Raw genomic sequence first — 25,467 nt, forward strand, 5'->3', positions numbered from 1 at the left:
TAAATTTAAGAACAATGCTTAATTTCGAGTTTAAAAATCCAACCAAAATACTTTTCGGGAAAGGTGAAATCGCTAAAATTTCCAAAGAAATCCCGTCTGAAGCCAGAATATTACTTATTTATGGTGGCGGAAGCATCAAAAATAACGGTGTTTACGACCAGGTAAAAGAGGCTTTGAAGGACCACGATGTGTATGAATTGGGAGGAGTTCCTGCCAATCCTGAGTACGAGGTGCTTATTAATGCTTTAAATTTCATCAAAGAAAAAGAAATCACTTTCCTACTGGCCGTGGGCGGAGGGTCTGTCATCGACGGAACCAAATTCCTTTCTGCCGCCGCCAACTATGAGGGTGAGCCTTGGGAGATCCTGAGAAAATCGGTACGCACGTTTGAAGGAGAAGGCATGCCTTTCGGTACGGTGCTTACCTTACCGGCCACCGGCTCGGAAATGAATTCAGGCTATGTGATCTCAAGAAGGGAAACCAATGAGAAACTTTCTTCCGGAGGTCCCGGACTTTTCCCACAGTTTTCGGTACTGGATCCTGAAGTGGTTAAAACCATCCCTGACAGACAAATCGTGAACGGACTTACCGATGCGTACACCCATGTTCTGGAACAATATATGACCGCTCCATCGTCTGCAGATCTTCAGGAAAGAATTGCAGAAAGCATTATGATCAGCTTGCAGGAAACCGCTCCGAAAGTGCTGGCAGATGAATTTGATTATGAAGCCGCCGGAAACTTCATGTGGTGCTGCACGATGGCACTGAACGGACTGATCCAGAAAGGGGTAATCACCGACTGGGCCGTACATGCCATGGGCCATGAGCTGACCGCCTATTTCGGTATTGACCATGCCAGAACCCTGGCCATTATTGCGCCATCCCATTACCGTTATAATTTTGAGACTAAAAAAGGTAAGCTTGCCCAATATGCCGAGAGAGTATGGGGAATAAAAGACGGAAGCATCGAAGAGAAAGCGGAATTGGGCATCAAAAAGATGGAGGAATTCTTCCACAGCCTGCATATCCAGACGAAACTTTCCGAGTACACAGAAGATTTTGAAGGTACTGCAGAAAGGGTAGAAAAAGCTTTCACCGAAAGAAACTGGACGGGTCTCGGCGAATACCGAAAACTGACTCCACAGGACGCACGCCAGATTGTAGAAATGAGCTATTAATAAAGCCAGCGTATGAAGACGGATGATGGAAGTTTATTTAAAATTGATTTATACTGAGTATAAATATTCTTCTTTCATCTTCGCTTTACTGAAAAAGTATTTTGTTTACAAACATTCGTTTAAAAAACCTTAAATTCATTAGAGATATTTCAAATTTATTTATATTTTAGCATATTCTTAAATTTGTGAAAATGAAAAAACAATTACTTTTATTTGCCTTTTCTGCGTTAGCGCTTAGTTCATGTAATGATGATGATATGCAGGGTTATGAAATGGATATGATGAAAGGTGAATGGAAAACCAGTAAGACAGAAGTAATTTCAGGAGCAGATAATAAAACCGTTATCGATACTTATGTTCCTACCGGATGTAGTGCCAACAATATTACAGAGTACCGCACAGATTATTACACGGCTTATACCGCATATGCCGGAACAGGAACAAACTGCCAGGTTGCCAGCAAATCCGAGGGAACTTATGAGTACGATACTGAGACCAAAAATCTTACCATAAAGTATACCAATGACAGCCCCAGAAAATACCAGGTAGTAGTGCTTACCAGCTCTGAGATGAGGCTTAAACAAATGTTCGGCAATATTGATCAGGACGGAGATCAGGTGATAGATTACACCTACATTTCTTACAAAAGATAAAAAAACAGACTCCCGGCATTCGGGAGTTTTTTATGGACAGAAATTTTTAAATGATTAAACAATGAAGAAGATGTTATCAGCATTTTTATTGCTGACTTTTGCCCTTTTCTTTTCACAGGAAAAAAAGCCGATGTTCTGGCAGGACATCCAGAATTTCAAGAAACAGGATCAGGAAACTCCTCCTCCCAAAGATGCCATTCTTTTGGTAGGAAGCTCGTCATTCACAAAATGGAAGGATGTCGCCAATTATTTTCCCGACAAAAAGATCATCAACAGAGGATTCGGAGGTTCTAGGTTAACGGATCTTAATTATTATGCAAACGATCTTTTAAACTACCAGCCCAAACAGATTATTATCTACTGTGGCGAGAATGACTTTGCAGACGACGATAAATTAAAGGCGGATGTGGTGGTAGAACGGTTTAAAACATTTTACAAAAAAATAAGGACTAAATTTCCGAAGATTGAGGTAGATTATATTTCTATCAAATATTCTCCGAGCCGCGAAAAGCTATGGCCGCAGATGAAGGAAGCCAATAAAAAAATTGCCGCTTTCATGAAAAAAGAGCCGAATGCCGAATTCATTGACATTACAAAAGTGATGCAGGACAGCAATGGAAACGTGAGAAAAGACCTGTTTGTAGAAGATATGCTTCACATGACTCCGGAAGGCTATGCGCTGTGGAAATCGGTAATGCTTCCTTATATAAAATAGTAGTAAGTAAATGTTGCTAAAAGCATCATTTTACATATTATAACACAAAAACTCCCGAAAATTTCGGGAGTTTTATTATTTCTTTCTCTTAGACTTCGAGATGGCTTTTTGCTGAGCCCTGTTGGCTCCAAACTTCTTAGGTGCTTTCCGTTTGGAAGGTCCGCCCCAGTTTTCTTTAGTATTTTTAGCTTTCTTTTCATGAAAAGCACCGCCGCCATCATTCAGTTTAACCTGGGCAGGATTTTTCATCACGACCTGTTCTTCTTCAGAAGCAATTTTTTTAGGATTGATCTTAACTTCTTCAGGAAAATCGATGAAGTTCAATTCTTTATCCATCAACAATTCAATATCGAGAATAAGCGGTTCTTCCTTTTTGGTCACGAACGTCACTGCTTTACCATCTTTATCTGCCCTACCCGTTCTCCCGATCCTGTGGATATATTGCTCGGGAATATCAGGAGTTTCAAAATTGATCACATGGGTAATATTCGAAATATCGAGTCCTCTCGCCATGACATCCGTGGTAATGAGTCCTCTTATTTCTTCATTTTCAAAACTTTTCATGGCTTTGAGCCTGTAATTCTGCGATTTATTGGAGTGGATCACATCAAACTGGCCTGGGAAAAGCTCCTCTATTTTATTGAAAACGAGATCCGCATTTTTCTTGTTATTGTTAAAGATCAATACTTTAGACATATCTGCATTGTTTTTCAGCAAATATTCAAGGAGGTTGATTTTGGTATTAAAGTTCTCCACTTTATAGGCGGTCTGCTCAATTTTTTCCAGCGGCGTTCCTGATTTTGCCAGTGAAATTTCGACCGGGCTTGCGAAATACTGATCCAGCATCTCATCCACCGCTTCCGTCATGGTAGCTGAGAAGAGAATATTCTGTCTCTTTCCCTTCATCATTTCGAAAATGTGGGTCAGCTGAGGTCTGAATCCGAGATTCAGCATTTCGTCGAATTCATCAATGATGAGCTTCTGCACTTCTTTCAGGGAAATGGCATTGTCAATGGACAGATCCATCACTCTACCCGGCGTTCCTACAAGAATATCACAGCCTGCATCAAACAATAATTTCTGTGTATTGATATTCTTTCCTCCGTAGATTCCGATCACTCTTGCTGTGATGTTTTCCGTAAGCTTTTCAAGAATTTCCGTTACCTGCACTACAAGTTCTCTTGTGGGCACAAGAATAAGAACCGTAGGATTTCCTGTTTTATTGTATTTCCAGGTTTTGAGAACAGGCAAAAGATAAGCCAGTGTTTTTCCGGTACCGGTCTGTGCGATTCCCATGACATCACGTCCTGAAAGAATCGGCTTCAGGCTTTTTTCCTGAATCGGGGTAGGTTCGAATAATTCCAGATCTGCTAAAACATCAAGAATTTTAACCGGAAGGTCAAAATCTGCAAAAGTGAGTTTTTCCATTTTGCAAAGATAGGCAATTAATTTTTGTGGAATTTAAGGTTTAAACTAATGATCTAAGTCCGTATTTAAACTTTAGCTTTCAACTTATTTTCTTGTTATCCTTAACAAAATAATTATCGTCAGAAAAACCGAAAATATAAATCCCAGTACGGCTACCAGCGACATTTCGCCAACTTTAGGCCCTGTTTCTGAAACAAAAACAATTGCCGTTGCAACCATATTCGCTCCTAAAACCATTGCTAGAATAAGATTAACAATTCCGGATTTGATAAGCTGGTTGGTCTTCTCTATATTTTTGATTTCACTTGAAACCGTAAATTTATTTTCATCCAGCTTCTGCAGAACGGAGCGTAATTCTCTTGGGATTTCGTCGACATTGTCTGTGAAATTCATCATCTTGTCCATCCCGGTTTTTAAAAGATTCTGCGGACTGATCTTCCGGGCAAATATTTTTTTTGTGTAGGGATGTAAGCTTTTCACGACATCCAGATCCGGATTTATGGTTCGGCCAACGCCTTCTATTAACCCTATTCCTTTAAACAACAGGTAAAAATAATCGGGCATGTAAAGACGGTTATCCTTTAGAACATCTTTCATTTTATTCATAATGGCATGAGGATCAATTTCCTTAAGCGAAGTCCTGTGAACGAAATCCAGGATATCTTCCACATCTCCTTCAAACCTTCTTTCGTCGGGAATCTGGTAGCTGACTGCCATTTTCTTGAGGTACCGCACAATTTTGTGGGGATTTTTGGCGACAAAGCTTACAATAAGATTTTCGAGGATCTCTTTATCATTAGGCGGAATTTTTCCAACGGCCCCGAAATCTATGAACACTACTTTTCCATCTTTTTTAACGAGAATATTTCCGGCGTGAGGGTCTGCATGAAAGAAACCGTAATCCAGAATCTGGGACACAAAAAGCCTTAAACCTGTTTCAGAAATATTGACGGGATCTATAGAATGTTCGAGGAGTGTTGTTTTATCGGTAACTTTAATTCCGTCAATAAACTCCATACAGAGCACGTTATTGTTGGAAAATTCTTCATAAACCTGCGGGACATAGGTTTCTTTACTGTTCTTAAAATTTCTTTTAAACTGAAGAATGTTTTCCTTTTCGTTGATGAGTGAAACTTCTTCCATCAAAGATCTTTCAAATGTTGAAATGGCCTGTTTCAGATTAAGCTTTTCGCCGATTTCAGAATAGGAAGAAATCAGCTTTTCAATATCCTTAATGAGTAACAGATCATCTTCTATAACGGCCTGTACATCAGGTTTTTTAATCTTTAATATAACCGGGCTCCCATCTGAAAGGCTGGCTTTGTAGACCTGCGCAATAGAAGCCGTTGCCAACGGATCTTTTTCGATCTCCGAAAAGTAATCGGCGATGATGATATTGAATTCATTTTCAAGAATCTCGGGAACATTCATTTCGATGCGGTCTACCTTATCCTGAAGCTTTTGCAGCTCCTGAATCAGTTCCGGCGGCAGCAGATCTTCCCTGTTGCTGAATGTCTGCCCAAGTTTTACAAAGGTGGGACCAAGCTCTTCCAGGGCGAGTCGTATCCTTTCGTACACCGTTCCTTTTGAAATAATTTCTTCCGGGTCGCCGGAGATCTCAGCGGGCTTGTTGCCCACGTTCATCCTTGACAAAAGATCTTTAAATCCGTATTTACTTAGTACGGAAATCAGTTTTGCAGATCTTTTCAGCTTTCTTTGTTGCTTGTCGAACATAATTTATAAAAATAAGAAAAACAAGCCACAAATATTTCAAAAATTATTCCTAAGGGATTAAAATGGTCTCTCAAATATACCGATAAGGTTTTATACGACAAAAAGTTTTTTCCATCTGGAAACGGTATTGCGGCTCAGTTTGTAGTGGAGAGCCAGCTTCGTATTATTGAGACCGTGCTGTTTCTGGAATTCAAGAATTTTAATAATGGTTGATTTGCTGTAAGACCGGTGCTGCTGATTAGATTTTATGATGTCCTTTGATACGGGAGCAAAAATGATGTTGTTTATGGCAATGACGTCAAGTTCAGAAAGTGTTTTCTTGCTTAAGATTTTTTCACAAAGCTTTTTCTTTTCCGGAAATTTTTTTTCGAGGATGTCGGTATATATTCTTTTAAAGTCGGGCTGGGAAGTATTCTTTTTCATTTTAGTCATTGTTAATATTTCCATATTTCTTAGTCCAGCGGTGCAGGGTGGATTTGGGAATCCGGTATTCTTTAACGATCTGGGGCATTGTTTTTTCCTGGGTTTCGATCAGTTCAACAATAAAATCAATAACTTCCCGGGTGTAGATGCTTTTCCTGAAGTTGGGAAGCTGTGATTTTTTTTCTTCCTGCTTATCGACTTTGGAAGGCGGCGCATACAGAATAAGATGCTGGGAATATATTCTGAAAAAGTCATATTCCAGGAGTTTGCTCCATCTCATGAGAATATCGCTGTCGAGACTTTTCGACCGGTACATCTCTTCAATCTGATCTTTTGTGGATTTCATGAATTTACAAATTCGTTCCAGATCAGTTCCTGTGTCTGCTACACGTGTCTGTATGATACTTCCGATGTGTATTTCTTTATAGTCAAATTTCATCCTAATTGGTATAATAATGTGAAAAAATATGGTGTATTTAGTTTTTTGCTGAATAAATCAATATGATAATTTGTTCAATTTATGAGGTCCTTTTCAAGTGTTTTATCACCAAATAAAGATTTATTAAAGTAGATTGTTTCATGGTTTTATTTTATGATTTTTTGTTTTTTTTAAAATTAAAATTAGGGTGTACTATTAGCTGCAGTTAGGCTCAACTATTTTTACAAATTTAATTAAAACAAAATAATAATACAATATATTTAAAATATTGATATTTAAATATTAATATCCCGAGCATTTTAACTAATATCAGTGGGTAAAAATTATAATTATACTATCGATAAATCAGGTGATTGCTAGGCATATACCACAAATCGGCCTGCAACTCCTCAATGATAAGCATATCTGCAATCAGAATAATTAGACTTTGATTTATTGTAAAAACAAAAACCTCCCGCCTGGAGAGGAATTTAATTTTTTTTGTTTTTAAAAGGTGAAAATTACTTCAGATAGGTATCGTAAAGATCTTTTCTGCGGTCTTTCATGACCTGGACAGAACCATGATGATGAAGATCTTTAAGGAGATTTAAATCTACGTCGACAATAAGAGTCATTTCCGTATTCGGTGTTGCCTCTCCTTTGACGGCATTAGAGGGAAATGCGAAATCAGACGGCGTGAAAACAGCTGCCTGCCCGAATTGAATATCCATATTATTGACACCCGGAAGATTGCCTACACAACCCGCTATAGCGACATAACATTCATTTTCTATAGCTCTGGCCGCAGCGCAATGACGCACTCTCATATAAGCATTCTGGGTATCAGTAAGATACGGAACGAAGAGAATTTTCATTCCCTGGTCGGCAAGGATTCTCGGAAGTTCGGGAAATTCTACGTCGTAGCAGATCACCAGACCGATCTTTCCGCAGTCGGTATCGAAAACTCTGATTTCATTTCCGCCTTTCATCCCGTAGTATTTCCTTTCGTTGGGGGTAATGTGAATTTTACGGTATTCATCGGTTCTTCCATCGCGGTGCAGGAGATAGCTTACGTTGTACAATTCATTGTTTTCGAAAACGGGCATGCTTCCTGAGATAATATTTACATTGTAGCTGATAGCGAGATCAGAAATCTTCATCTTGATCTCATCGGTAAGTTTTGCGAGCTCAATCATGCTGTCGCGCTCGGAAAGCTTGTTAAAGGGGGCGAGCAACGGCGTATTGAACAATTCCGGGAAGAGCACAAAATCTGCCTTGTAATCCCCCATCACGTCTACAAAAAATTCTAACTGCTCGTAGAACGCATCGATGTCTTTAAAATGCCTCATCTGCCACTGAACAAGACCAAGCCTGATGATGCTGTCCTGCATGGTGTTGGGCTTTTTGCTGTAATAGATATTGTTCCACTGAAGGAGCACGGCATTTTCCTTTGAAGATTCGTCCTCCGGAAGGTATTTTTTTAAAACCCGGATCGGCAGGAAATTGTTGGATAACTGGAATGACAAAACAGGATCATAGATTTCCTTATCCCGAACTCTCCTGATGTATTCTCTGGGTGATAATTCGCTGTGCTTATGGTAATTCGGGATTCTGCCACCCAAAATTATTGATTTCAGATTTAAAAGTTCGCACAGTTCTTTTCTGGCGTCGTATAATCTTCTGCCCAATCTCAGTTCGCGGAACTCCGGATCTACGAAAACTTCAATTCCGTATAAGACGTCGCCCGTGGAAGAATGGGTATTGAATGTATAATTGCCCGTGATATCACTGTATGTATGATCGTCCCCAAATTCATTGTAATTGACAATAATGGAAAGCGCCACAGCCGCCAATTTCCCGTCTACGGTGATACAAATCTGACCTTTTGGAAATATCGTGGTGAGCTTTTCGATGCTTCTTTTTGACCAGATTGATTCTGACATTTGAGGATAAGCCCTCTTCATGGTAACGACCAGTTCATCATAATCCTGTACGGTCAGTGGTCTTGTTTCTATTTGCATTTGATGTAATTTTATCTAAAATTAAAGAAAAATTTGATATTTTCCCGTGCATCGGAATATTTTTCATCGCATTATTGAGAGGATGTGAAAGATATTTGACACATGGGTCACAGAGATAGTTTTTTTAGTATTGAAAATAGAAGAACACATTCGAGTAAAAATTTTTATTGGGATTTAACCACAGATTTCACGGATTTTCACAGATTATTGTGCTTTGCTTTATTTAGCAAATTATTCATAGAGATAGTTGCTCATATTTAAACCTACATCGTTAAAATATAAAATGACTATGCTAATATCTAAAGCTAAACCACTAATATTTAAACTTACATTGTTAAAATATAAAATGACCATGCTAATATCTAAAGCTACATCGGTAATATTTAAACTTACATTGCTAAAATATAAAATGACGGAGCGAACATTTAATTTAACATTGCGAATATCTAAACCAACATCAAGATAATCACCGATGCTTCGACGTCCATGCTAAATAAGTTTAAGGTTAGTTCGGGATAAAAAAATATTATGCTTTCATTATTACAATACGAATCAGTAGTATCGGGCTTTAGCCGAAACTTATATACGATTTTGTATATAAATCTGTATCAGAGGAAATAATTTTTCGAGTTTCTATATTTTTCACCTAACCTATTCAAAACATCTCTTAATAAACTCTTTTCATAAACCCTGCCAGCTCCTAATAATCCTAAAAGTAAGCACTTTTATTTTAATTTGAATTTGGTGTTATTTTACTTAAATTTAGAGAAAATTGTTAAAATACATTTTAGCAATTCAAAAAGACATTGTAAGAACTATTCTAAAACTATGAGAATTTACCCATTAATTCAGTTGATTACTGTCGTCATCATTTCTGTTTTGAAAATATTTTATAAAAATTCTGTGATAAATCTTTCATATAATTTAAATTTATTTTCTGTTTCTCATATAAGCTTTGAGGAAGTAAAAGCTCTTATTTATGTTTATTTAATGGGATCTCTCGGATTAAATTATCTTATCTTTCATAAGCATATCATCTTTAAAATTATATACTGTTTTTTAATCGTCCTGAATATTTTATTGATCATTTGTTTATTAGAAAGGTTTTAAACAAAAAAATCCCGCCCGAAGGCAGGATGTATATCTAAAATTCAAGTCAAAATTATTCCCACTCGATGGTTGCAGGGGGTTTGCTTGAGATATCGTAAGCGACTCTGTTGATACCTCTTACTTCATTGATAATTCTGCTGGAAACGGTATCCAGAAACTCGTAAGGAAGTCTGCTCCATGTTGCGGTCATAAAGTCGATGGTATTGGCAGAACGAACGACGGCTGTGTATTCATACGTTCTCTCATCGCCCATTACGCCGACCGATTTTACCGGAAGAAGGACCACGAATGCCTGGGAAACTTTTTCGTATAAATCATTTTTATATAATTCTTCGATGAAAATATCATCGGCTTCCTGAAGGATTCTTACTTTTTCGGCATCTACGGCTCCCAACACTCTGATTCCCAAACCAGGACCAGGGAAAGGATGTCTGTGTACCAAGTGATGAGGGATTCCTAATTCTTCCCCTACTTTTCTTACTTCGTCTTTGAATAATTCTCTTAAAGGCTCGAGCAGTTCAAATTCCATTTCTTCGGGAAGACCGCCCACATTATGGTGGGATTTGATGACGGCAGAAGGGCCGTTCACCGACTGGCTTTCAATGACATCGGGATAAATGGTTCCCTGTGCCAGGAATTTTGCGCCTTCAATTTTATGAGATTCTTCATCAAAAACATGGATGAATTCGTTTCCGATAATTTTTCTTTTGGCTTCCGGATCATCGACCCCTGCTAATTTTGATAAAAATCTTTCTTTAGCATCCACCAGCTTAATGTTCATGTGGAAATGCTCTCCGTAATTATCCATTACTTTTTTGCCTTCGTCTTTTCTTAAAAGGCCTGTATCAACAAAGATACATGTCAGCTGATCACCGATTGCCCTGTGGATCAATACGGCCGCCACAGAGGAATCTACTCCACCCGAAAGTCCAAGAATCACCTTCTGGTCTCCTACTCTTTCACGGATTTCTGCAACTGTTTTGTCGATATAATTGGTCAGTTTCCAGTTTTTTTCTGCATCACAGATTCCGAATACGAAATTTTCAAGCATTTTTCCGCCTTCTTCCGTATGAGAAACTTCCGGGTGGAACTGTACGCAATAGATTTTTTTATCTTCGTTTGAGATGGAAGCTATTACGCCTGATTCTGCATTTAATTCGAAACCGGGAGGCAGCTGCCCTACTTCATCGAAGTGGCTCATCCAAACGACAGAGTTATTGGTAACGCCTTTTAATAAAGAACTTTCTTTTACAATTTCAAGGTGTGCTTTTCCATACTCTCCTTTTACGCCTTTATGCACTTTTCCGCCTAAAAGATGGGCTGTAAGCTGCATTCCGTAACAGATCCCCAACACAGGAATTCCCTGCTCATACAGTTCTTTTTGAACCAGATGGGCATTTTCTGCATTGACAGAGCTTGGGCCTCCTGAAAGGATAATTCCTTTTGGTTGCTTTTCTAAAATTGTTTGTAATGATGTATTGAAAGGTAAAATTTCCGAATATACTCCCATCTCACGGATTCTTCTTCCGATAAGCTGGTTGTATTGTGATCCGAAATCTAATATGATAATACCGTTATTCATTTTAATTATTATTAATGCTTTAGGCTATAGGCTGAAAGCAGTAGGCATTTGTAATTGTTTAAAGCTTTTCGCCTATAGCTTAAAGCTTACTGCTATTAAATTCTTTACAAAAAAAGACCTGGATTTCTCCAAATCTTTTTTCGTGATTTATGTTAGAACTTTCCGATGTCTTCTCTGTAGAAGCCGTAATCGAAATGTACGTGACTTGCGTCTTCGTAGACTTTTTTGCGGGCATCTTCGTAAGTTGCTCCGGTAGCTACAATATTGAGAACCCGGCCTCCGTTTGAAACTACTTTATCACCTTTCCTGATGGCACCTGCATATAAAAGCTTGCTGTATTTCATTTTATCTTCTCCTACAATCTCGAAACCTAATTCGATATTTCTAGGATAACCTCCTGAGCACATTACCAGGCACACGGCTTTTTCGTCTTTAAATTTAAGTTCGATCTCTTTACCGTCCATACAATCCTGGATGACATCAAGGAGATTGTTTTCCATTAAGGCCATTAACACCTGAGTTTCAGGATCTCCGAATCTCATGTTGTATTCCAGAAGATAGGTTCCGTTTTTGGTGACCATTAATCCGAAGAAAATGATTCCTTTAAAACCTAGTCCTTCTGCTTTAAGCCCATTAAGCGTAGGCTGCATGATATTTTTTTCAAAGTCTTCGTAATGTGTCTGCGTAAATTCGGGGCTTGGAGCGACACATCCCATCCCTCCGGTATTAGGTCCTGTATCTCCATTTCCTGCTTTTTTATAGTCTTTGGCAGCAACACAAGGGAAAAGTTTTTCCCCATTTGAGAAGGCAATAATTGAGGCTTCAAAGCCTTCAAGGTATTCTTCAATTACTAAACGGATTCCGGCATCTCCAAAGATCCTTCTGATCATGAAATCATGAATGGTCGCTTCCGCTTCTTCCAGCGTATCGCAAATCACGACACCTTTTCCTCCAGCCAGTCCGCTCGCCTTAATTACAAGAGGATATTGCTGTGTCTGAACATACTGTTTAGCGTCATTGTATGAATCAAATACTTCAGCTTTTGCCGTTTTGATATCATAGGTCTGCATAAATTTTTTAGAGAAAGCCTTACTTCCTTCCAGGCTTGCCACTTTGTGAGCGGGACCAAAAACTTTAAGATCGTGTTTTTTAAATTCATCCTTCAGACCAGCTACCAGCGGTGCTTCGGGACCAACGATCGTTAAATCGATCTTTTCTTTGATTGCGAAATCTCTCAGTTCTTTAATCTCCGATAAATGAACATTTTTTCCTATTACATCAGTAGTAGCGTTTCCGTTGGCGAAAAACATCTTAGTAATTCTCGAATCATCCTGAAGTTTAGCAGCCAAAGCAGATTCTCTTCCACCTTCACCTATGATTAATATTCTCATACTTTATTTAATTATCTAGTCTATAATTTACAAATATATAATTTTGAATGCTATAAATACAATCTCAAAATATAATTTTAGCCAATTGCCAATAGCCAGAGGCCACTTGCTTTACCATTAATGTAAAAAATGTCTGATCCCGGTAAACATCATCGGAATCTTGTGCTCATTGGCTGCATCGATGCTGTCCTGATCTTTTACACTTCCGCCAGGCTGGATGATTGCTGTGATGCCTTCCTGAGCGCAGAAATCTACAACGTCACGGAAAGGGAAAAATGCATCTGAGGCTAACACCAAATCTCCCGAGAATTTTTCTTTTGCTCTTTCGATCGCCTGTTGCGTAGCCCAGATTCTGTTGACCTGTCCGCCACCGATTCCGAAAGCCTGAATACCGTTGGAAACCACAATTGCATTAGACTTCACATATTTCACAACTCTCTGAGAGAATAGTAATGCTTTTTTCTGCTCTTCTGTTGGCTGAGTTTCAGTTACCACTTTGATATCATCTGAGAAGATACTGTCGTTATCCTGAACTAAAATTCCTCCGTCGATCTTCACCCAGGTCTGCTTATCGGAAACAGGGTTTACGATTTTTATAATTCTTAAATTTTTCTTCTTTCTTAAAATTTCTAAAGCTTCCTCATCGAATTCAGGAGCCATAACGATTTCAAGGAAAGTTTTATTTAATTCTTCAGCTGTAGCCGCATCGATTTTGTAGTTCATTGCAACAATTCCGCCAAAAATGGATACCGGATCGCATTCGAAAGTTTTCTGATAAGTTTCCAGTGCTGAAGTTCCGATGGCAACGCCACAAGGTGTTGAGTGCTTCACGGCACAGCATGCCATTTCTTCTTTGAATTCGGTAACGACTTTCCAGCAAAGATCCATATCGCGAAGATTATTGAAAGACAATTCCTTACCTCCCAACTGTTCGAAATCTTTCATGGCCCCGTTCTCAAAAGTGGAAACATAGTAAGCCGCTGTCTGATGTGGGTTTTCACCGTATCTGAGATCGGAAACTTTTTTGTAAGAAGCATTTAAATAAGTCGGATAATCTTCTTCCAAAAGCATTCTTGAAATCGCTGCATCATAAGCAGAGGTTAGATTGAATACTTTACCGGCAAGCTTTTTACGGGTTTCGATGTAGGTATCGCCGTTCTGCTCCATTTCGATTTTTACGGCTGCATAATCTTCCACATCCGTAATGACCGTCACAGAATCAAAGTTCTTAGCCGCAGAACGAAGCATGGAAGGACCTCCGATGTCGATGAATTCAACTTTTTCGTGAAGCGAAATATCTTTATTCACATTTTCGAAAAAAGGATAAAGATTTACGATCACCATGTCAATCAGACCAATTCCGTGTTGCTGAACGGTATTCATGTGCTCTTCGTTTGAACGAACTGCCAACAATCCACCGTGAACTTTCGGGTGTAATGTTTTCACTCTTCCATCCAACATTTCAGGAAAATCGGTAACCTCATCAATCTGAATCGGATTTAAACCAGCATCTTTCAAATGTTTGAATGTCCCTCCTGTAGAAATCAATTCGTAATTCTGGGCTTCCAAAAACTGCGCGAATTCGATCAACCCGTTTTTGTCAGAAACACTGATTAAAACTCTTTTTTTGCTCATCTTACTTTCAATTTTTTACTTTTTACAGCTATTTCAAACTGTGTCCGGGTCTTTCACCTCCGAACTTATTTTTACTTAGATTTTCTTGTTTTTCGAAATAATAAATCTAAATGTGTTGATTATTGCTTTTAATGCAAAGCGAGCTAAGACTATATTTTATTTCTGAATATTGTCTCAAAGACCAGACTATGTCGTGAATATTCAGTTTATACTTAGCAAATGATGTTTAACCACCCCGTCAAAAATTACTTCTTAATTTTTGCCACCCCTCCAAAGGAGGGGAATTTTTCGGTTGTTAACCATTACGGTTTAATTATTACTTAATACTTGATCTATTGCTTTCGGAAAAATTTCATATTCAATTAAATGAACTTTTTCCGCTACGGTTTCTGGAGTGTCATTTTCTGTGATTTCGAATGATTTCTGGAGAATCGCTTCTCCTTCATCTATTCCTGAGGTTACGAAATGCACCGTAGCGCCGCTTTCTTTTTCTTTCGCTTCAATCACCGCATTATGTACATGATGTCCCCACATTCCTTTTCCTCCGAATTTCGGAAGCAATGCCGGATGAATGTTGATTATTTTTTTCTTCCAGCTTTCACAGAATTCAGGTTTCAGAATGGATAAAAATCCTGCTAAAACGATTAAGTCTGTATTTCCGGGAATAACTTTGGCCAGCTCGGCACTGAAGTTTTTTCCTCTCGGAATCAGGATACTTTTTATATTATGTTTTGCTGCCCTTTCAAGTCCGTAGCATTCTCTGTCGGCCACGACCAAAGATATTTTTGCATTCGGGATTTCTCCGCTGTCAATAGTATCGATGATTCGCTGAAGATTGGTTCCCGAACCTGAAACGAGTATGACTAAGTTTTTCATTAATGAGTCAATTTGAAAATGAGTTAATTTGAAAATGAAATAGAAACATTATCTAATTGATAAATTGTCAAATTTTCAAATTAATCTTTTCGCTTCCTTCTGTGATTTCTCCGATTTCGTAAGCATCATCTAAAAGGTGAAGCACTTTTTCAGCATGTTCTGCATCTACCACAACGATCATTCCGACTCCCATATTGAAGGTTCCGAACATCTCTTCGCGGGTTACACCTCCTCTTTTTTCCAGTTCAAGCATGATGGTAGGAATATTGATTTTTGAAGCATCAATAGAAGCACATAAGCCTTCAGGAATGATTCTCGGAACGTTTTCGTATAAACCGCCACCGGTGATGTGGGCAATTCCGCATACGTTCACTTCTTCAAGAACTTTATGAATATCTTTATAATACAATCTTGTAGGAACCAAAAGTGTTTCATACAAAGGTTTTCCTTCAAATTCTTCGTTGAAATCAGGGAAAACTTTTCTTACCAGTGAAAATCCGTTGGAATGGAATCCTGAACTTGGCAATGCAATAATTTTATTTCCCGGTTTTATATTCGAACCGTCGATAATCTGATCTTTTTCAACAATTCCTACACAGAATCCCGCTACATCGTAATCTCCCGGCTGGTACATTCCCGGCATTTCGGCAGTTTCTCCACCGATCAGTGCGCAGTTGTTGTCTTTACAAGCTTCCACCATTCCCAAAACGATTTCTGCAGCAATTTCGGAATCTAGCTTTCCGCAGGCAAGATAATCGAGGAAAAATAATGGTTTTGCACCGTGGCAAAGGATATCATTGGCACACATGGCGAAACAGTCTACCCCGATAGAATCATATTTTTTTGAATCTAAAGCGACTTTAAGCTTAGTTCCCACACCATCGGTCCCTGAAACCAGGACAGGATTTTTGTATCCTCCGATTTCGTAGAAAGCTCCGAAACTTCCCAAATGATTCAAAACATTGGAATTGTGAGTTTCTCCAACGGCCTTTTTGATTTTATCAACGGTTTTGTATCCTTCTTCTTTGTCTACTCCTGCAGATTTGTAAGTGTTGCTCATATTATTAATGTAACAGTGTATCAGTTTAACAATTTACCAATGATAATCATTGGTAATGCACTAAATTGGCACAATTTATTTCTATGTTTAAATTTCAATTTTGAAAATAAAAAAGCCGACAATCTTAGTAGATTATCGGCCGTTGTATTATCTCAGAATTTCAGAGCCCACAACATTCCCTTTCTTTGAGAAACATTCTTTAAAAGTGGTCTGAATATTCATCTTTTTTTCTTTTTGCAAAGATATTAATTTTAACTTAATATTCAAATCTATTTTTCAAGGATAATTTCCAAGGCTGAAATTTTTGCGATTTTTTCCTTCAATTCACTGTCTTTCTCATCATTGGAGATTTTTTGTGCCGATTTGTCGAAATTATCGTTGAAGAACGGAAGGGTAAAAGTATCGACAATATTTCCACCGTGAAGGGGAAATCTTTTAGCTGCGGCTTCCAAAACACCTAACCCACCTCTCGCTCCCGGAGCTGTTGCCATCAACAACATGGGTTTTTCATTCCAGACGGCTCTGTCTTTGATTCTGGAAGTCCAGTCGAATACATTTTTGAACGCTGTGGAATAGGTTCCGTTGTGTTCTGAAAGCGAAACCAAAAGAATATCTGCGGCGTCGATTTTTGCAGCAAAGTCTGCGGCCTGCTGGGGAACTCCATTTTCTACTTCACGCTGATGTTTATAAATCGGCATTTCAAACTGATTCATATCGATGATTTCCACTTCTGCGTTTTCGATGAGTGAAGCGGCGTAAGAAACCAAAAGTTTATTGATGGACGTCTCGGAATTGCTTCCGGCTATGGCTAAAATTTTCATTGTTTTTCTATTTAAAGTTTACAAATTTAATATTATTTAAGGTAAGACGGCAAGTCCATAGGAACTTCCATGAGAAGAATTTCGGTATCTTCAACGGCTTCAATGTTGAAACTTTGGGTATCCCAGATTCCTAAACCGTCTCTTTCATTTAAAATCCTATCGCCTATTTTCGCACTGCCTTTCAAAACAAATGCATATACGCCGTTTTCTTTTTTATGAAGGGTATAATTTTTACCGTTTCCTTTGGTAAAGTTTGCCAGATTGAACCAGGCATCCTGATGAATCCAAACCCCGTCGTCGTTTTTATCTGGAGATAAAATCTGCTGGAAACCGTTTATTTTCTCACCTTCCTTAATGCTTTTCTGATCGTATCTCGGTTCAATATCCACTTCTCTAGGGAAAACCCAGATCTGTAGAAATTTCACTTCTTCATCTTTATTTTTGTTGTATTCGCTGTGCATCACTCCGGTTCCGGCGCTCATCACCTGAATCTCCCCTTTTCTGATGACAGCTATTGTTCCCATCGAATCCTTATGCTCGAGATCCCCTTCCAGAGGAATTGAAATAATTTCCATGTTTTTGTGCGGATGGGTTCCGAATCCCATTCCCTGGGAAACGGTGTCGTCGTTCAGCACTCTCAATACTCCGAAATGGGTTCTATCATGGTTTTGATAATTAGCAAAACTAAACGTGTGGTATGAATTCAGCCAGCCGTGATTGGCGTGGCCTCTTGTGTCTGCTTTATGATATACTGTTTTCATATTGTCTATTTTATAATACAAATTTACATTCAATAAATCGGTAAGGTGTTGATGTAGGATAAGAATGGGTTTAAGCTAATTCTTGTAATATTTAAAAACTATATGTATTTAAATTTCGGCTAAAGCCATTTCATTACATATAAAAAGCGGACTAAAGTCCGCTCCTATTGATTATTCAAGATACAAAATTTAATTTAAAAATGTACCTGCTGGATTTCTTCTTCTATTTCGTTTGGACTATCATGTTCTGATTTAACGAAAATCAGGGTTAAAAATGCGCCCAACAGCATACAGATTCCTCCTACAACAATGTAATCGATTGCCATTTTCCCAAAAATACCGCTCACAATCGGCCCTCCGAAAACTCCGTTGATGATCTGAGGAATCACGATAAAAAAGTTGAAAATTCCCATATAGACACCCATTTTCTTTTGCGGGATCGAATCGATCAGCATGGCATAAGGCATGGCCAGAATACTCGCCCAGGCAAACCCCAATCCGATCATTGAAATCCACAAATAATGAATGTCTTTAATAAAATACATGGCGATCAATCCCAGTCCTCCGCAGGTGAGTGCTAACGCATGGGTCTGCTTTTTACCTATAAATTTCGCAATAGGAGTAAGAGCAAAGGCAAAGAAGATAGCATAGAAATTATAACTTCCAAACAAACTTCCTGTCAAGTCACCAGCTTTATTAAATTCCGCAGAGTGGGTATCATCCGGAGAAAGCCCGAAATGATGTGTGGCCAGAGCACTCGTCGTAAAAACCCACATCGTAAACAGGGCAAACCAGGAAAAGAACTGTACAATTCCTAATTTTTTCATCTGGGAAGGGACATTGGCAAAATCTTTAAAAATATCCGAAAGTTTCGATTTTTCTTCTGCTATTTCTTTTCCGCCTTCAAATGACGCAAATTCTTCGGGAGAATATTCTTTGGTCGTTATTATGGTATAAAGAATCGATACGATCAGCACTGCTGCCCCGATGTAAAAAGCATAAATCACATTATCTGCCACAAATCCTTTCGGTGCTTCATTGGAAAAGCCCATTTTCGTGAGCCACGACGGAAGGTCAGACCCGATCACGGCGCCTATTCCGATCAGGATCGTCTGGACAGAAAACCCTATGGTTGCCTGGTGTTTCGGCAGCATATCCCCTACCAGGGCCCTGAAAGGTTCCATGGCCACATTAATGGATGCATCCATCATCGCCAGGAAAATAACAGCCATCAGCAATACATTGGCCGCCATCATCTGAGTGGCAGAAGCTGCATTGGGAAGCATCACCAGCCCTATCGCACATAAAACCGCACCGATTAAAAAGTAAGGCTTTCTTCTTCCCAACGGACTCCAGGTATTGTCTCCCATGTGACCGATAATCGGCTGAACAATCAGTCCCGTTACAGGAGCCACCAGCCAGAACCATGACAGTTCATGAACATCTGCGCCAAAATTAGCCAGAATCCGGCTTGCGTTACCGTTCTGTAAACCAAAAGCCATCTGAATTCCCAAAAACCCCATGCTCATATTGATGATCTGAAGCATGGAAAGATTTGGCTTTTTAACTTTTCCAGATTTTCCAGATTCTACTTTTCCAACCATTTCAGCCATTATTTCTTCATTTTTTGGATTAATGCATCTTCAATCGGCGTTTTTTCAGCGACTACTTTATCGACAATTTCATTGGGAACTGTTACCGAAAGGACATACTGCTTCACTTTCCAAGCTCCATTGATTTTTTCGACAACGCCGGAGCCACGGCATATTTTCATTTGAGTGTCGAGCAATTCATCAAACCACGCCAGTTTGCCATCTTTGCTGAAATAGATATTTCTTTTTAGAGAGGTAAAATTCCAGGTTTGCTTTTTGTCGAAGTGCGGTCTGGCCCAGGCCATAAAATCTTTTTTATTCCAGATTTCTGTTGCATCCGTACCGATGAATGTCGATTCATCGGCAAAATAATTGAAATACGCTGTAAAATCTGCTTTTGCAGCAGCGACATTGAATCCGTCGAGCATCGTTCCGATTTCTTTTTTCTCGTTTTCAAATTTTGTCTGAGCCGAAATGACCGTAAAGCTCAATATGCATAAAATGAAACTAAAGAATATTGTTGTTTTTTTCATATTTAATTTTAAACCTTTAAATTTTATTTTTTAACGCAAGTTTCTTCTTAACTACTAACTGTTTTTTAAATTATCAAAAGGCATTTGACTTCGCCGAATCTTCGATTTCACTTAAGTCAGATAAAGAAGATTGATTGTGATATGTTATTCAAACTTTATTTCAATTCAATAACCATCGATGTTTTCGCAGGGATTGTTAAGTTATTCTGTATTGAAAATTCTTTGTCTGAAATAATGTCTTTTCCTTTTGAAAATCCTTTCAGTGATTCGGAAAAATGTTTCAGATCCAAGGTCTGTTCTTTTTCATTGTTATTTAAAATGACCATCACACTTTCTTTTTCATTGTATCTAAAGTACACAAAAACATTATCCTGAGGAACAAAATTTTTAGTTTTTCCAGTGTGGATCACGGTTTTTCCTTTTCGCCAGTTTAATAATTTTTGGGTAAACTGATAAAATTCTTTTTGTTCGGGAGTCTGTTCCAAGGGTTTAAAAGCATTTACTTTATCCGATTTCCATCCACCCGGAAAATCCCTGCGGATATCGGCATCCCCGCCTTTATTTTTATCTCCGCGCATTGCGACTTCGGATCCGTAATAGATCTGTGGAATTCCGCGGACCGTGGAAATTAATGTTAAGCCCAATTTATAGGCTTTCGGATCATTATTGAATATTTCATTCCATCTTTCGGTATCATGATTTTCAAAGAAAACCATGACGTTATTGATATCGGGATAAAGGAAATCGCTTGCCAGGCTGTTGTATATACGGTTCATTCCCGTGTCCCAGCCTTCTTTTTCCTTTAAGGCTTTAGACATATCTCCATACAGCATAAAATCCATCACTGAAGGTAAATAGGAATTATAATGGGCAGCCTCACCCGTTTTTGAGTCTTTCTGCCACGCTGAGATATAGCCGGCGGTATTGAGCCACGTTTCTCCTACGATATTGAATTTCGGGTATTCGTCGGTAATTGCTTTGGCCCATTTCGCCATTGCCTCCTTATCGTTATAAGGATATGTATCTACCCTGAAACCGCCTAAATCCGCATATTCGATCCACCAGATTGCGTTTTGGGTAAGATATTTCAAAACCAGCGGATTCTTTTGATTGATATCGGGCATCGTGGTATCAAACCAGCCGTCCAATGCAACTTTTTTGTCGACCTCTGCAGCGTTGGTATCAAACTGCGTGGTTGTTTTGTAATTGGAGCGTTTAAAACCGTCCCGACTGTCATCAAACCAGTGAATCCAGTCTTTTGTCGGGAGATCTTTGAGCATCCAGTGGGAAATTCCCCAGTGGTTGGTGACGTAATCCATCACCAGCTTCATGTTTCTTCTGTTTAATTTTTGGGAAAGCTCGCGGTAGTCTTCATTGGTTCCGTAGCGGGCATCTATTTTATATAAATCGGTCTGCGCATAGCCATGATAAGAATAGACTTTTTCATTGTCTTCATTCACCGGAGTGAGCCATACTGCCGTCGCTCCTAAATTTTGGATATAATCCAGATTATTGATTATTCCTCGCAAATCTCCGCCGTGACGACCGTTGGGAAGACTTCTGTTTACTTTTTCCGTTAAGTCAGGACTTGAATCATTTTTCTCATCACCATTGGCAAATCGGTCGGGCATGATGAGGTACATCACATCCTTAGACGTAAAAGATTCCCTGTCTGCAGAATTGGCGGCTCTTTGTTTTAATTCATAAGTGTATGAACTGGTAATTTTTTTACCTTTTTTAGTATTGATCCTGAATTTCGGAACGTTGATTTCGTTTGTATTCAAAGTGATAAAAACATAATTCGGATTTTCTACTTTCTGAATATCCTTGATCTGAACGCCGTCTGAAATTTCGATGTCGTCACCGGCAATATTTTTTCCATAGACCAGAATCTGCAGTTCAGGATTTTTCATCCCTTTCCACCAAAAGGCGGGTTCTACTTTCTGGATTTGTGAAAATGCTACGGATGCTGCCGATAAAGCAAATATTGTGAATATTTTTTTCATTTTAAGATTTTTAAACGTTGACAAAGATTCAACTTTGAAATGTTCGTTTGTATGGTGTGTGATTATTGAGCCCGATAGAAACACGCAATAGGCTCAGCATATATTCTAAGCGAAAAAAGCTCCTGAAAATAAAAAAACTTTGTCAAAGATGAAACTTTGACAAAGTTGATTAGATATTACAAAGGTTTTATTGAAATCGCAAAACCACCGCTTCGTACCATTTTCATATTGATCTTAGACTTGCTTGTGATTTTCTTTTTGTAGATATTGTAGCTCTGAGGATTATCGATGTAATCTGCATCTTTGCCGTCTTCATAAATCGTGGCCTCATACTTTTTACCTTTATCGAGGAAAGAGAAGTCCACGGTGTAATCGCGTTTGTTCTCATCAGTAATTCCTCCCACAAACCAGTTTTCCGTACCTTTTGCTTTTCTGGCTGTGATGATATAATCTCCCGGTTCAGCCGATAAAATTTTGGTATCGTCCCAATCCGCCGCTACATCTTTAATAAACTGGAAGGCGTCCATGTGCTTCCTGTAGTTTTCCGGAAGGTCGGCAGCCATTTGAAGCGGCATGTACATTACAACATAAAGCGCCAATTGCTTTACCAGAGTGGTCTTCACAAAACGTTTGTCGCCAGGGAAATAGTAATCTAATTTTGTCTGAAAGATTCCCGGTGTATAGTCCATCGATCCACCCATCCATCTGGTAAACGGAAGAATAGTCTGGTGATCCGGGTTATTTCCGCCAAACGCTTCGTACTCCGTTCCACGGGCTGCTTCTGCAGAAATATAGTTGGGATAGGTACGGCTTTCTCCGGTAGGACGAACAGACTCGTGAGAGTTGACCATGATTTTATATTCGTTGGCCTTTTCTGCAATTCTGTAGAAATGGTTGATCGTCCATTGAGAATAATGGTGTTCTCCCCGTGGGATCATATCGCCCACATATCCTGTTTTCACTGCATCGTAGCCATATTTATTCATGAGCTGATACGCTTTATCAGCCCATCTTTCATAATTGGTTGCAGAACCAGACGTTTCATGGTGCATAATTAGCTTGATTCCCTTTGAATGGGCGTATTCATTGAGCATTTTGATATCAAAGTCCGGGTAAGGCGTGATGAAATCGAAAACAAATTCTTTCGAGTGGCCGAACCAATCTTCCCATCCGACATTCCAGCCCTCAATCAAAAGTCCCTGGAAACCGTTCTCTGCTGCGAAATCGATGTATTCCTTAACTTTTGTGTTGTTGGCCGCGTGTTTTCCGTTGGGTGTTAATTTAGAAAAGTCGGTTACTCCAATACGGACATTTGATTCCGGCTGACCGTAGGCCCACTGAGATTTTCCGATAATCATTTCCCACCATACACCCATGTATTTTGTGGGATGAATATAAGAAGTATCGGTATATTTTGTAGGTTCATTCAGGTTGAAAAGCATTTTAGAATCCATCACCTCTTCTGCTTTCGGAGCCACAATAATGGTTCTCCAAGGCGTTACGGATGGGGTCTGAATATATCCTTTTGCGCCTTGCCTGTCAGCAGTAAGATGGGTTTTAAATTTAAAATTAACCGCATCCACTTCAAGATGAGAAGCCGGATAATCTAAAACGGCTGCTTCTGCAACGTTAATATATAATGGTTCTTTACCTTCCTGCTTGAGCATTACCGGTGACTGCACTGCATTTTTTATCAAAGTCTGCGAAGCATTAGCATCTGCGGCTTTCGGCCATCTTGCGGGGATCTCGGAAAGTTTTGTCTCCTGGTATTGGTATTCCTGGGAGTCATAATCGGCTACTATCCACCAGGCTTTCATATCCGTCGGGAAGTCAATCTCGGAATCCTCTTCACGGATCACGAAATAATTCAGGTTTTTCTGCTGTGGGAATTCGTATCTAAAGCCCAATCCATCGTTAAAAAGTCGGAACTTCACGATAATATTCCTGTCAGTGGTATCCTGATGCAGCGTAACTGCCAATTCATTATAGTTGTTAATGTAATTTTTCTTCTCCCCTAAAACCGGTTGCCAGGTTTCGTTCTTAGCATCACGTTTCTCGTCGACTTTCGTAAAGCCGTTGTTAAGATCAAATTTTACATCTTCGGGCTTAGCAATTTCAGATGCAAATTTGATCGAAGTATCTTTAAATAATCTCAGTCCCAGTTTTGAATCTTCAACTATTGTTTTTCCATTATATTTAAGATTGTAGTAAGGTACGCCCTGCTTGAGCTGGAAATCCATTTCAAATTTTCCGTCCGGCGATTTTAAAGATTGTGCATTCACACCCGCAAACATCATTGAGAACAATAATGCCCCCATCGTAATTTTCTTCATAATGATTATTTATAAACTTTAAAAATAAAGAAAGTGCTGCCGAAAAGCAACACTTTGCTATGTTATTCAACTTAAATTAATATTATAACGGCTGGATTTTGTAAGTTCCCATTTTTACATCAACAGAGATTTTATAATTACCTCCGGTTCCATCAAATTTAATATTTCCGTTACTTCCTTTTGGTCCTAAATATCCTGTATTCCCATCGGCTGTAATATTTCCCCAATCCAGATCTCCCCAGCTTTGTTGTCCTAAAAACTTAAACTCAGAAGCAGCCGGAAGTGCCACAGTATATTCAAATTTACCATTTCCTAAGCTTGTCATCGGAATAGCTGTTGCGGAATTCCAACCGTTTACAGTTCCTACTAAATATACATTTGCAGGATTCCATGTATTAACAGGAGAAGCCGAAACTGTAATAGATTTTACCGTAGCATCAGCGTCTATCTGCACCTTATACATTCCAGACGCTCCGGTAAACTGTATATTTTCAGGTGTAGAAGGTGATAAGTTGGTAGACCATGTTTTAAAATACCTGTTTCCGGCGTTCATTCCCGCAACATCCAAACTGTAGTTAAGAGGTCCCCAGTCCTGTTGCCCCAGGAATCTGAAAGATTTACCATTTTCGAGATAGGTATAAATGGTAGAAAGGTTGTCTTTTTTATAAAGCAATTGTGCTGTTCCCGCGTTCCAACCTACAGCCGATGCGTCTCCCACAATATAGAAAGAAGGAAATTCTGTAAGGTAAGGCGTAACTTTAACAGTTACAGAGTTAGAAGTAACAGCATCATAACTTCCTAACTTTGAAGATAGTCTCACTTCAATATCTGTTGCAACACCAGGCAACAATCCTGCGTCTAATAAGACAGTATTGAATTCAGCAACCGTATAGCTAACTTTTTTAGCTCCATCTGCTAAATCTATATTTTTTGGGCTGGCAAAATTTGTTCCCTTTACAGCAATTTGTAATTGATTCTTTTGTGCTACTGCTACTCCATAATCAGGATTACTCCAATCGAATGTAATGGCAGTTTGAGATTCATTATCTTTTATTAAAACTAAAGTAGTTTTATCTGCTTTAATACTAGATGCAGACGGATTCTGTAAAACAGCCTGATCTTCATCTTTATCACAAGAAGCTACTAAAAAAGCTACCACAAAAAGTGTGAATATTTTAAATACATGTTTCATTTTAA

Annotated in this window: 20 protein-coding genes; 3 read left to right on the forward strand and 17 right to left on the reverse strand. The window is 38.9% G+C overall.

Annotation, left to right across the window (positions count from 1 at the left end; translation table 11 throughout):
• The first annotated feature begins 14 nt into the window (after positions 1–14).
• The 3 genes from AC0N32_RS11185 to AC0N32_RS11195 all read left to right on the forward strand — a co-directional run bounded on the left by AC0N32_RS11185 (position 15) and on the right by AC0N32_RS11195 (position 2,546).
• Positions 15–1,178 carry an iron-containing alcohol dehydrogenase gene (locus tag AC0N32_RS11185; RefSeq protein WP_476393942.1) on the forward strand — a complete coding sequence of 388 codons (1,164 nt, stop codon included), beginning with the start codon at positions 15–17 and terminating at the stop codon, positions 1,176–1,178.
• Positions 1,179–1,369: 191 nt separating this feature from the next.
• Complete coding sequence (locus AC0N32_RS11190; protein WP_476393943.1) at positions 1,370–1,831, forward strand: lipocalin-like domain-containing protein; 462 nt, start codon at positions 1,370–1,372, stop codon at positions 1,829–1,831.
• A 61-nt stretch (positions 1,832–1,892) separates the two neighbouring features.
• Complete coding sequence (locus AC0N32_RS11195) at positions 1,893–2,546, forward strand: GDSL-type esterase/lipase family protein (RefSeq protein WP_476393944.1); 654 nt, start codon at positions 1,893–1,895, stop codon at positions 2,544–2,546.
• Between the two features lie 75 nt (positions 2,547–2,621).
• On the opposite strand, the gene AC0N32_RS11200 is transcribed toward AC0N32_RS11195, so the two are convergent.
• The 17 genes from AC0N32_RS11200 to AC0N32_RS11280 all read right to left on the reverse strand — a co-directional run bounded on the left by AC0N32_RS11200 (position 2,622) and on the right by AC0N32_RS11280 (position 25,462).
• Positions 2,622–3,974 carry a DEAD/DEAH box helicase gene (locus AC0N32_RS11200; protein ID WP_476393945.1) on the reverse strand — a complete coding sequence of 451 codons (1,353 nt, stop codon included), beginning with the start codon at positions 3,972–3,974 and terminating at the stop codon, positions 2,622–2,624.
• Positions 3,975–4,058: 84 nt separating this feature from the next.
• Positions 4,059–5,708, reverse strand: a complete 1,650-nt coding sequence (locus AC0N32_RS11205) for an ABC1 kinase family protein (protein WP_476393946.1) — start codon at positions 5,706–5,708, stop codon at positions 4,059–4,061.
• Positions 5,709–5,798: 90 nt separating this feature from the next.
• Entirely contained in the window at positions 5,799–6,131 is a 333-nt protein-coding gene (locus AC0N32_RS11210) for a helix-turn-helix domain-containing protein (protein ID WP_476393947.1), read from the reverse strand.
• Position 6,132: 1 nt separating this feature from the next.
• Entirely contained in the window at positions 6,133–6,570 is a 438-nt protein-coding gene (locus AC0N32_RS11215; RefSeq protein ID WP_476393948.1) for a transposase, read from the reverse strand.
• A 500-nt stretch (positions 6,571–7,070) separates the two neighbouring features.
• Positions 7,071–8,570, reverse strand: coding sequence for a nitrilase-related carbon-nitrogen hydrolase (locus tag AC0N32_RS11220; protein WP_476393949.1), 1,500 nt, complete (start codon positions 8,568–8,570; stop codon positions 7,071–7,073).
• Positions 8,571–9,732: 1,162 nt separating this feature from the next.
• Positions 9,733–11,262, reverse strand: coding sequence for a glutamine-hydrolyzing GMP synthase (gene guaA / locus AC0N32_RS11225; protein ID WP_476393950.1), 1,530 nt, complete (start codon positions 11,260–11,262; stop codon positions 9,733–9,735).
• A gap of 152 nt (positions 11,263–11,414) precedes the next feature.
• Entirely contained in the window at positions 11,415–12,653 is a 1,239-nt protein-coding gene (purD, locus tag AC0N32_RS11230) for a phosphoribosylamine--glycine ligase (RefSeq protein WP_476393951.1), read from the reverse strand.
• A 117-nt stretch (positions 12,654–12,770) separates the two neighbouring features.
• The gene (gene purH / locus AC0N32_RS11235) at positions 12,771–14,288 is read right to left on the reverse strand and encodes a bifunctional phosphoribosylaminoimidazolecarboxamide formyltransferase/IMP cyclohydrolase (RefSeq protein WP_476393952.1); all 1,518 of its coding nucleotides are present in this window, start codon (positions 14,286–14,288) and stop codon (positions 12,771–12,773) included.
• A 309-nt stretch (positions 14,289–14,597) separates the two neighbouring features.
• Complete coding sequence (gene purN, locus AC0N32_RS11240) at positions 14,598–15,164, reverse strand: phosphoribosylglycinamide formyltransferase (RefSeq protein ID WP_476393953.1); 567 nt, start codon at positions 15,162–15,164, stop codon at positions 14,598–14,600.
• A gap of 67 nt (positions 15,165–15,231) precedes the next feature.
• Positions 15,232–16,224, reverse strand: a complete 993-nt coding sequence (gene purM, locus AC0N32_RS11245; protein WP_476393954.1) for a phosphoribosylformylglycinamidine cyclo-ligase — start codon at positions 16,222–16,224, stop codon at positions 15,232–15,234.
• A gap of 269 nt (positions 16,225–16,493) precedes the next feature.
• On the reverse strand, positions 16,494–17,045 hold the full coding sequence (locus AC0N32_RS11250) for an NADPH-dependent FMN reductase (RefSeq protein WP_476393955.1): 552 nt from the start codon (positions 17,043–17,045) through the stop codon (positions 16,494–16,496).
• A gap of 32 nt (positions 17,046–17,077) precedes the next feature.
• A complete protein-coding gene (locus tag AC0N32_RS11255; protein WP_476393956.1) occupies positions 17,078–17,806 on the reverse strand; it encodes a pirin family protein in 729 nt (242 codons plus the stop codon).
• 194 nt (positions 17,807–18,000) lie between these two features.
• The gene (locus AC0N32_RS11260; protein ID WP_476393957.1) at positions 18,001–19,419 is read right to left on the reverse strand and encodes an MFS transporter; all 1,419 of its coding nucleotides are present in this window, start codon (positions 19,417–19,419) and stop codon (positions 18,001–18,003) included.
• A complete protein-coding gene (locus AC0N32_RS11265; protein WP_476393958.1) occupies positions 19,419–19,931 on the reverse strand; it encodes a nuclear transport factor 2 family protein in 513 nt (170 codons plus the stop codon). The genes AC0N32_RS11260 and AC0N32_RS11265 overlap by 1 nt, the downstream gene beginning before the upstream one ends.
• Positions 19,932–20,086: 155 nt before the next feature.
• A complete protein-coding gene (locus AC0N32_RS11270) occupies positions 20,087–21,937 on the reverse strand; it encodes a glycoside hydrolase family 13 protein (protein ID WP_476393959.1) in 1,851 nt (616 codons plus the stop codon).
• Between the two features lie 176 nt (positions 21,938–22,113).
• Positions 22,114–24,270 (reverse strand): glycoside hydrolase family 97 protein, encoded by a 2,157-nt coding sequence (locus AC0N32_RS11275; protein WP_476393960.1) that lies wholly within the window; start codon positions 24,268–24,270, stop codon positions 22,114–22,116.
• A gap of 82 nt (positions 24,271–24,352) precedes the next feature.
• Positions 24,353–25,462, reverse strand: a complete 1,110-nt coding sequence (locus AC0N32_RS11280) for a SusE domain-containing protein (RefSeq protein ID WP_476393961.1) — start codon at positions 25,460–25,462, stop codon at positions 24,353–24,355.
• Positions 25,463–25,467 lie beyond the last annotated feature (5 nt).

Source organism: Chryseobacterium endophyticum (genome assembly GCF_056333165.1).

Coding starts and splice junctions, on each gene's coding strand:
- AC0N32_RS11185 (WP_476393942.1), top strand. CDS start 15: ATGCTTAATTTCGAGTTTAAAAATCCAACCAAAATACTTTTCGGGAAA.
- AC0N32_RS11190 (WP_476393943.1), top strand. CDS start 1,370: ATGAAAAAACAATTACTTTTATTTGCCTTTTCTGCGTTAGCGCTTAGT.
- AC0N32_RS11195 (WP_476393944.1), top strand. CDS start 1,893: ATGAAGAAGATGTTATCAGCATTTTTATTGCTGACTTTTGCCCTTTTC.
- AC0N32_RS11200 (WP_476393945.1), bottom strand. CDS start 3,974: ATGGAAAAACTCACTTTTGCAGATTTTGACCTTCCGGTTAAAATTCTT.
- AC0N32_RS11205 (WP_476393946.1), bottom strand. CDS start 5,708: ATGTTCGACAAGCAACAAAGAAAGCTGAAAAGATCTGCAAAACTGATT.
- AC0N32_RS11210 (WP_476393947.1), bottom strand. CDS start 6,131: ATGAAAAAGAATACTTCCCAGCCCGACTTTAAAAGAATATATACCGAC.
- AC0N32_RS11215 (WP_476393948.1), bottom strand. CDS start 6,570: ATGAAATTTGACTATAAAGAAATACACATCGGAAGTATCATACAGACA.
- AC0N32_RS11220 (WP_476393949.1), bottom strand. CDS start 8,570: ATGCAAATAGAAACAAGACCACTGACCGTACAGGATTATGATGAACTG.
- guaA (WP_476393950.1), bottom strand. CDS start 11,262: ATGAATAACGGTATTATCATATTAGATTTCGGATCACAATACAACCAG.
- purD (WP_476393951.1), bottom strand. CDS start 12,653: ATGAGAATATTAATCATAGGTGAAGGTGGAAGAGAATCTGCTTTGGCT.
- purH (WP_476393952.1), bottom strand. CDS start 14,288: ATGAGCAAAAAAAGAGTTTTAATCAGTGTTTCTGACAAAAACGGGTTG.
- purN (WP_476393953.1), bottom strand. CDS start 15,164: ATGAAAAACTTAGTCATACTCGTTTCAGGTTCGGGAACCAATCTTCAG.
- purM (WP_476393954.1), bottom strand. CDS start 16,224: ATGAGCAACACTTACAAATCTGCAGGAGTAGACAAAGAAGAAGGATAC.
- AC0N32_RS11250 (WP_476393955.1), bottom strand. CDS start 17,045: ATGAAAATTTTAGCCATAGCCGGAAGCAATTCCGAGACGTCCATCAAT.
- AC0N32_RS11255 (WP_476393956.1), bottom strand. CDS start 17,806: ATGAAAACAGTATATCATAAAGCAGACACAAGAGGCCACGCCAATCAC.
- AC0N32_RS11260 (WP_476393957.1), bottom strand. CDS start 19,419: ATGGCTGAAATGGTTGGAAAAGTAGAATCTGGAAAATCTGGAAAAGTT.
- AC0N32_RS11265 (WP_476393958.1), bottom strand. CDS start 19,931: ATGAAAAAAACAACAATATTCTTTAGTTTCATTTTATGCATATTGAGC.
- AC0N32_RS11270 (WP_476393959.1), bottom strand. CDS start 21,937: ATGAAAAAAATATTCACAATATTTGCTTTATCGGCAGCATCCGTAGCA.
- AC0N32_RS11275 (WP_476393960.1), bottom strand. CDS start 24,270: ATGAAGAAAATTACGATGGGGGCATTATTGTTCTCAATGATGTTTGCG.
- AC0N32_RS11280 (WP_476393961.1), bottom strand. CDS start 25,462: ATGAAACATGTATTTAAAATATTCACACTTTTTGTGGTAGCTTTTTTA.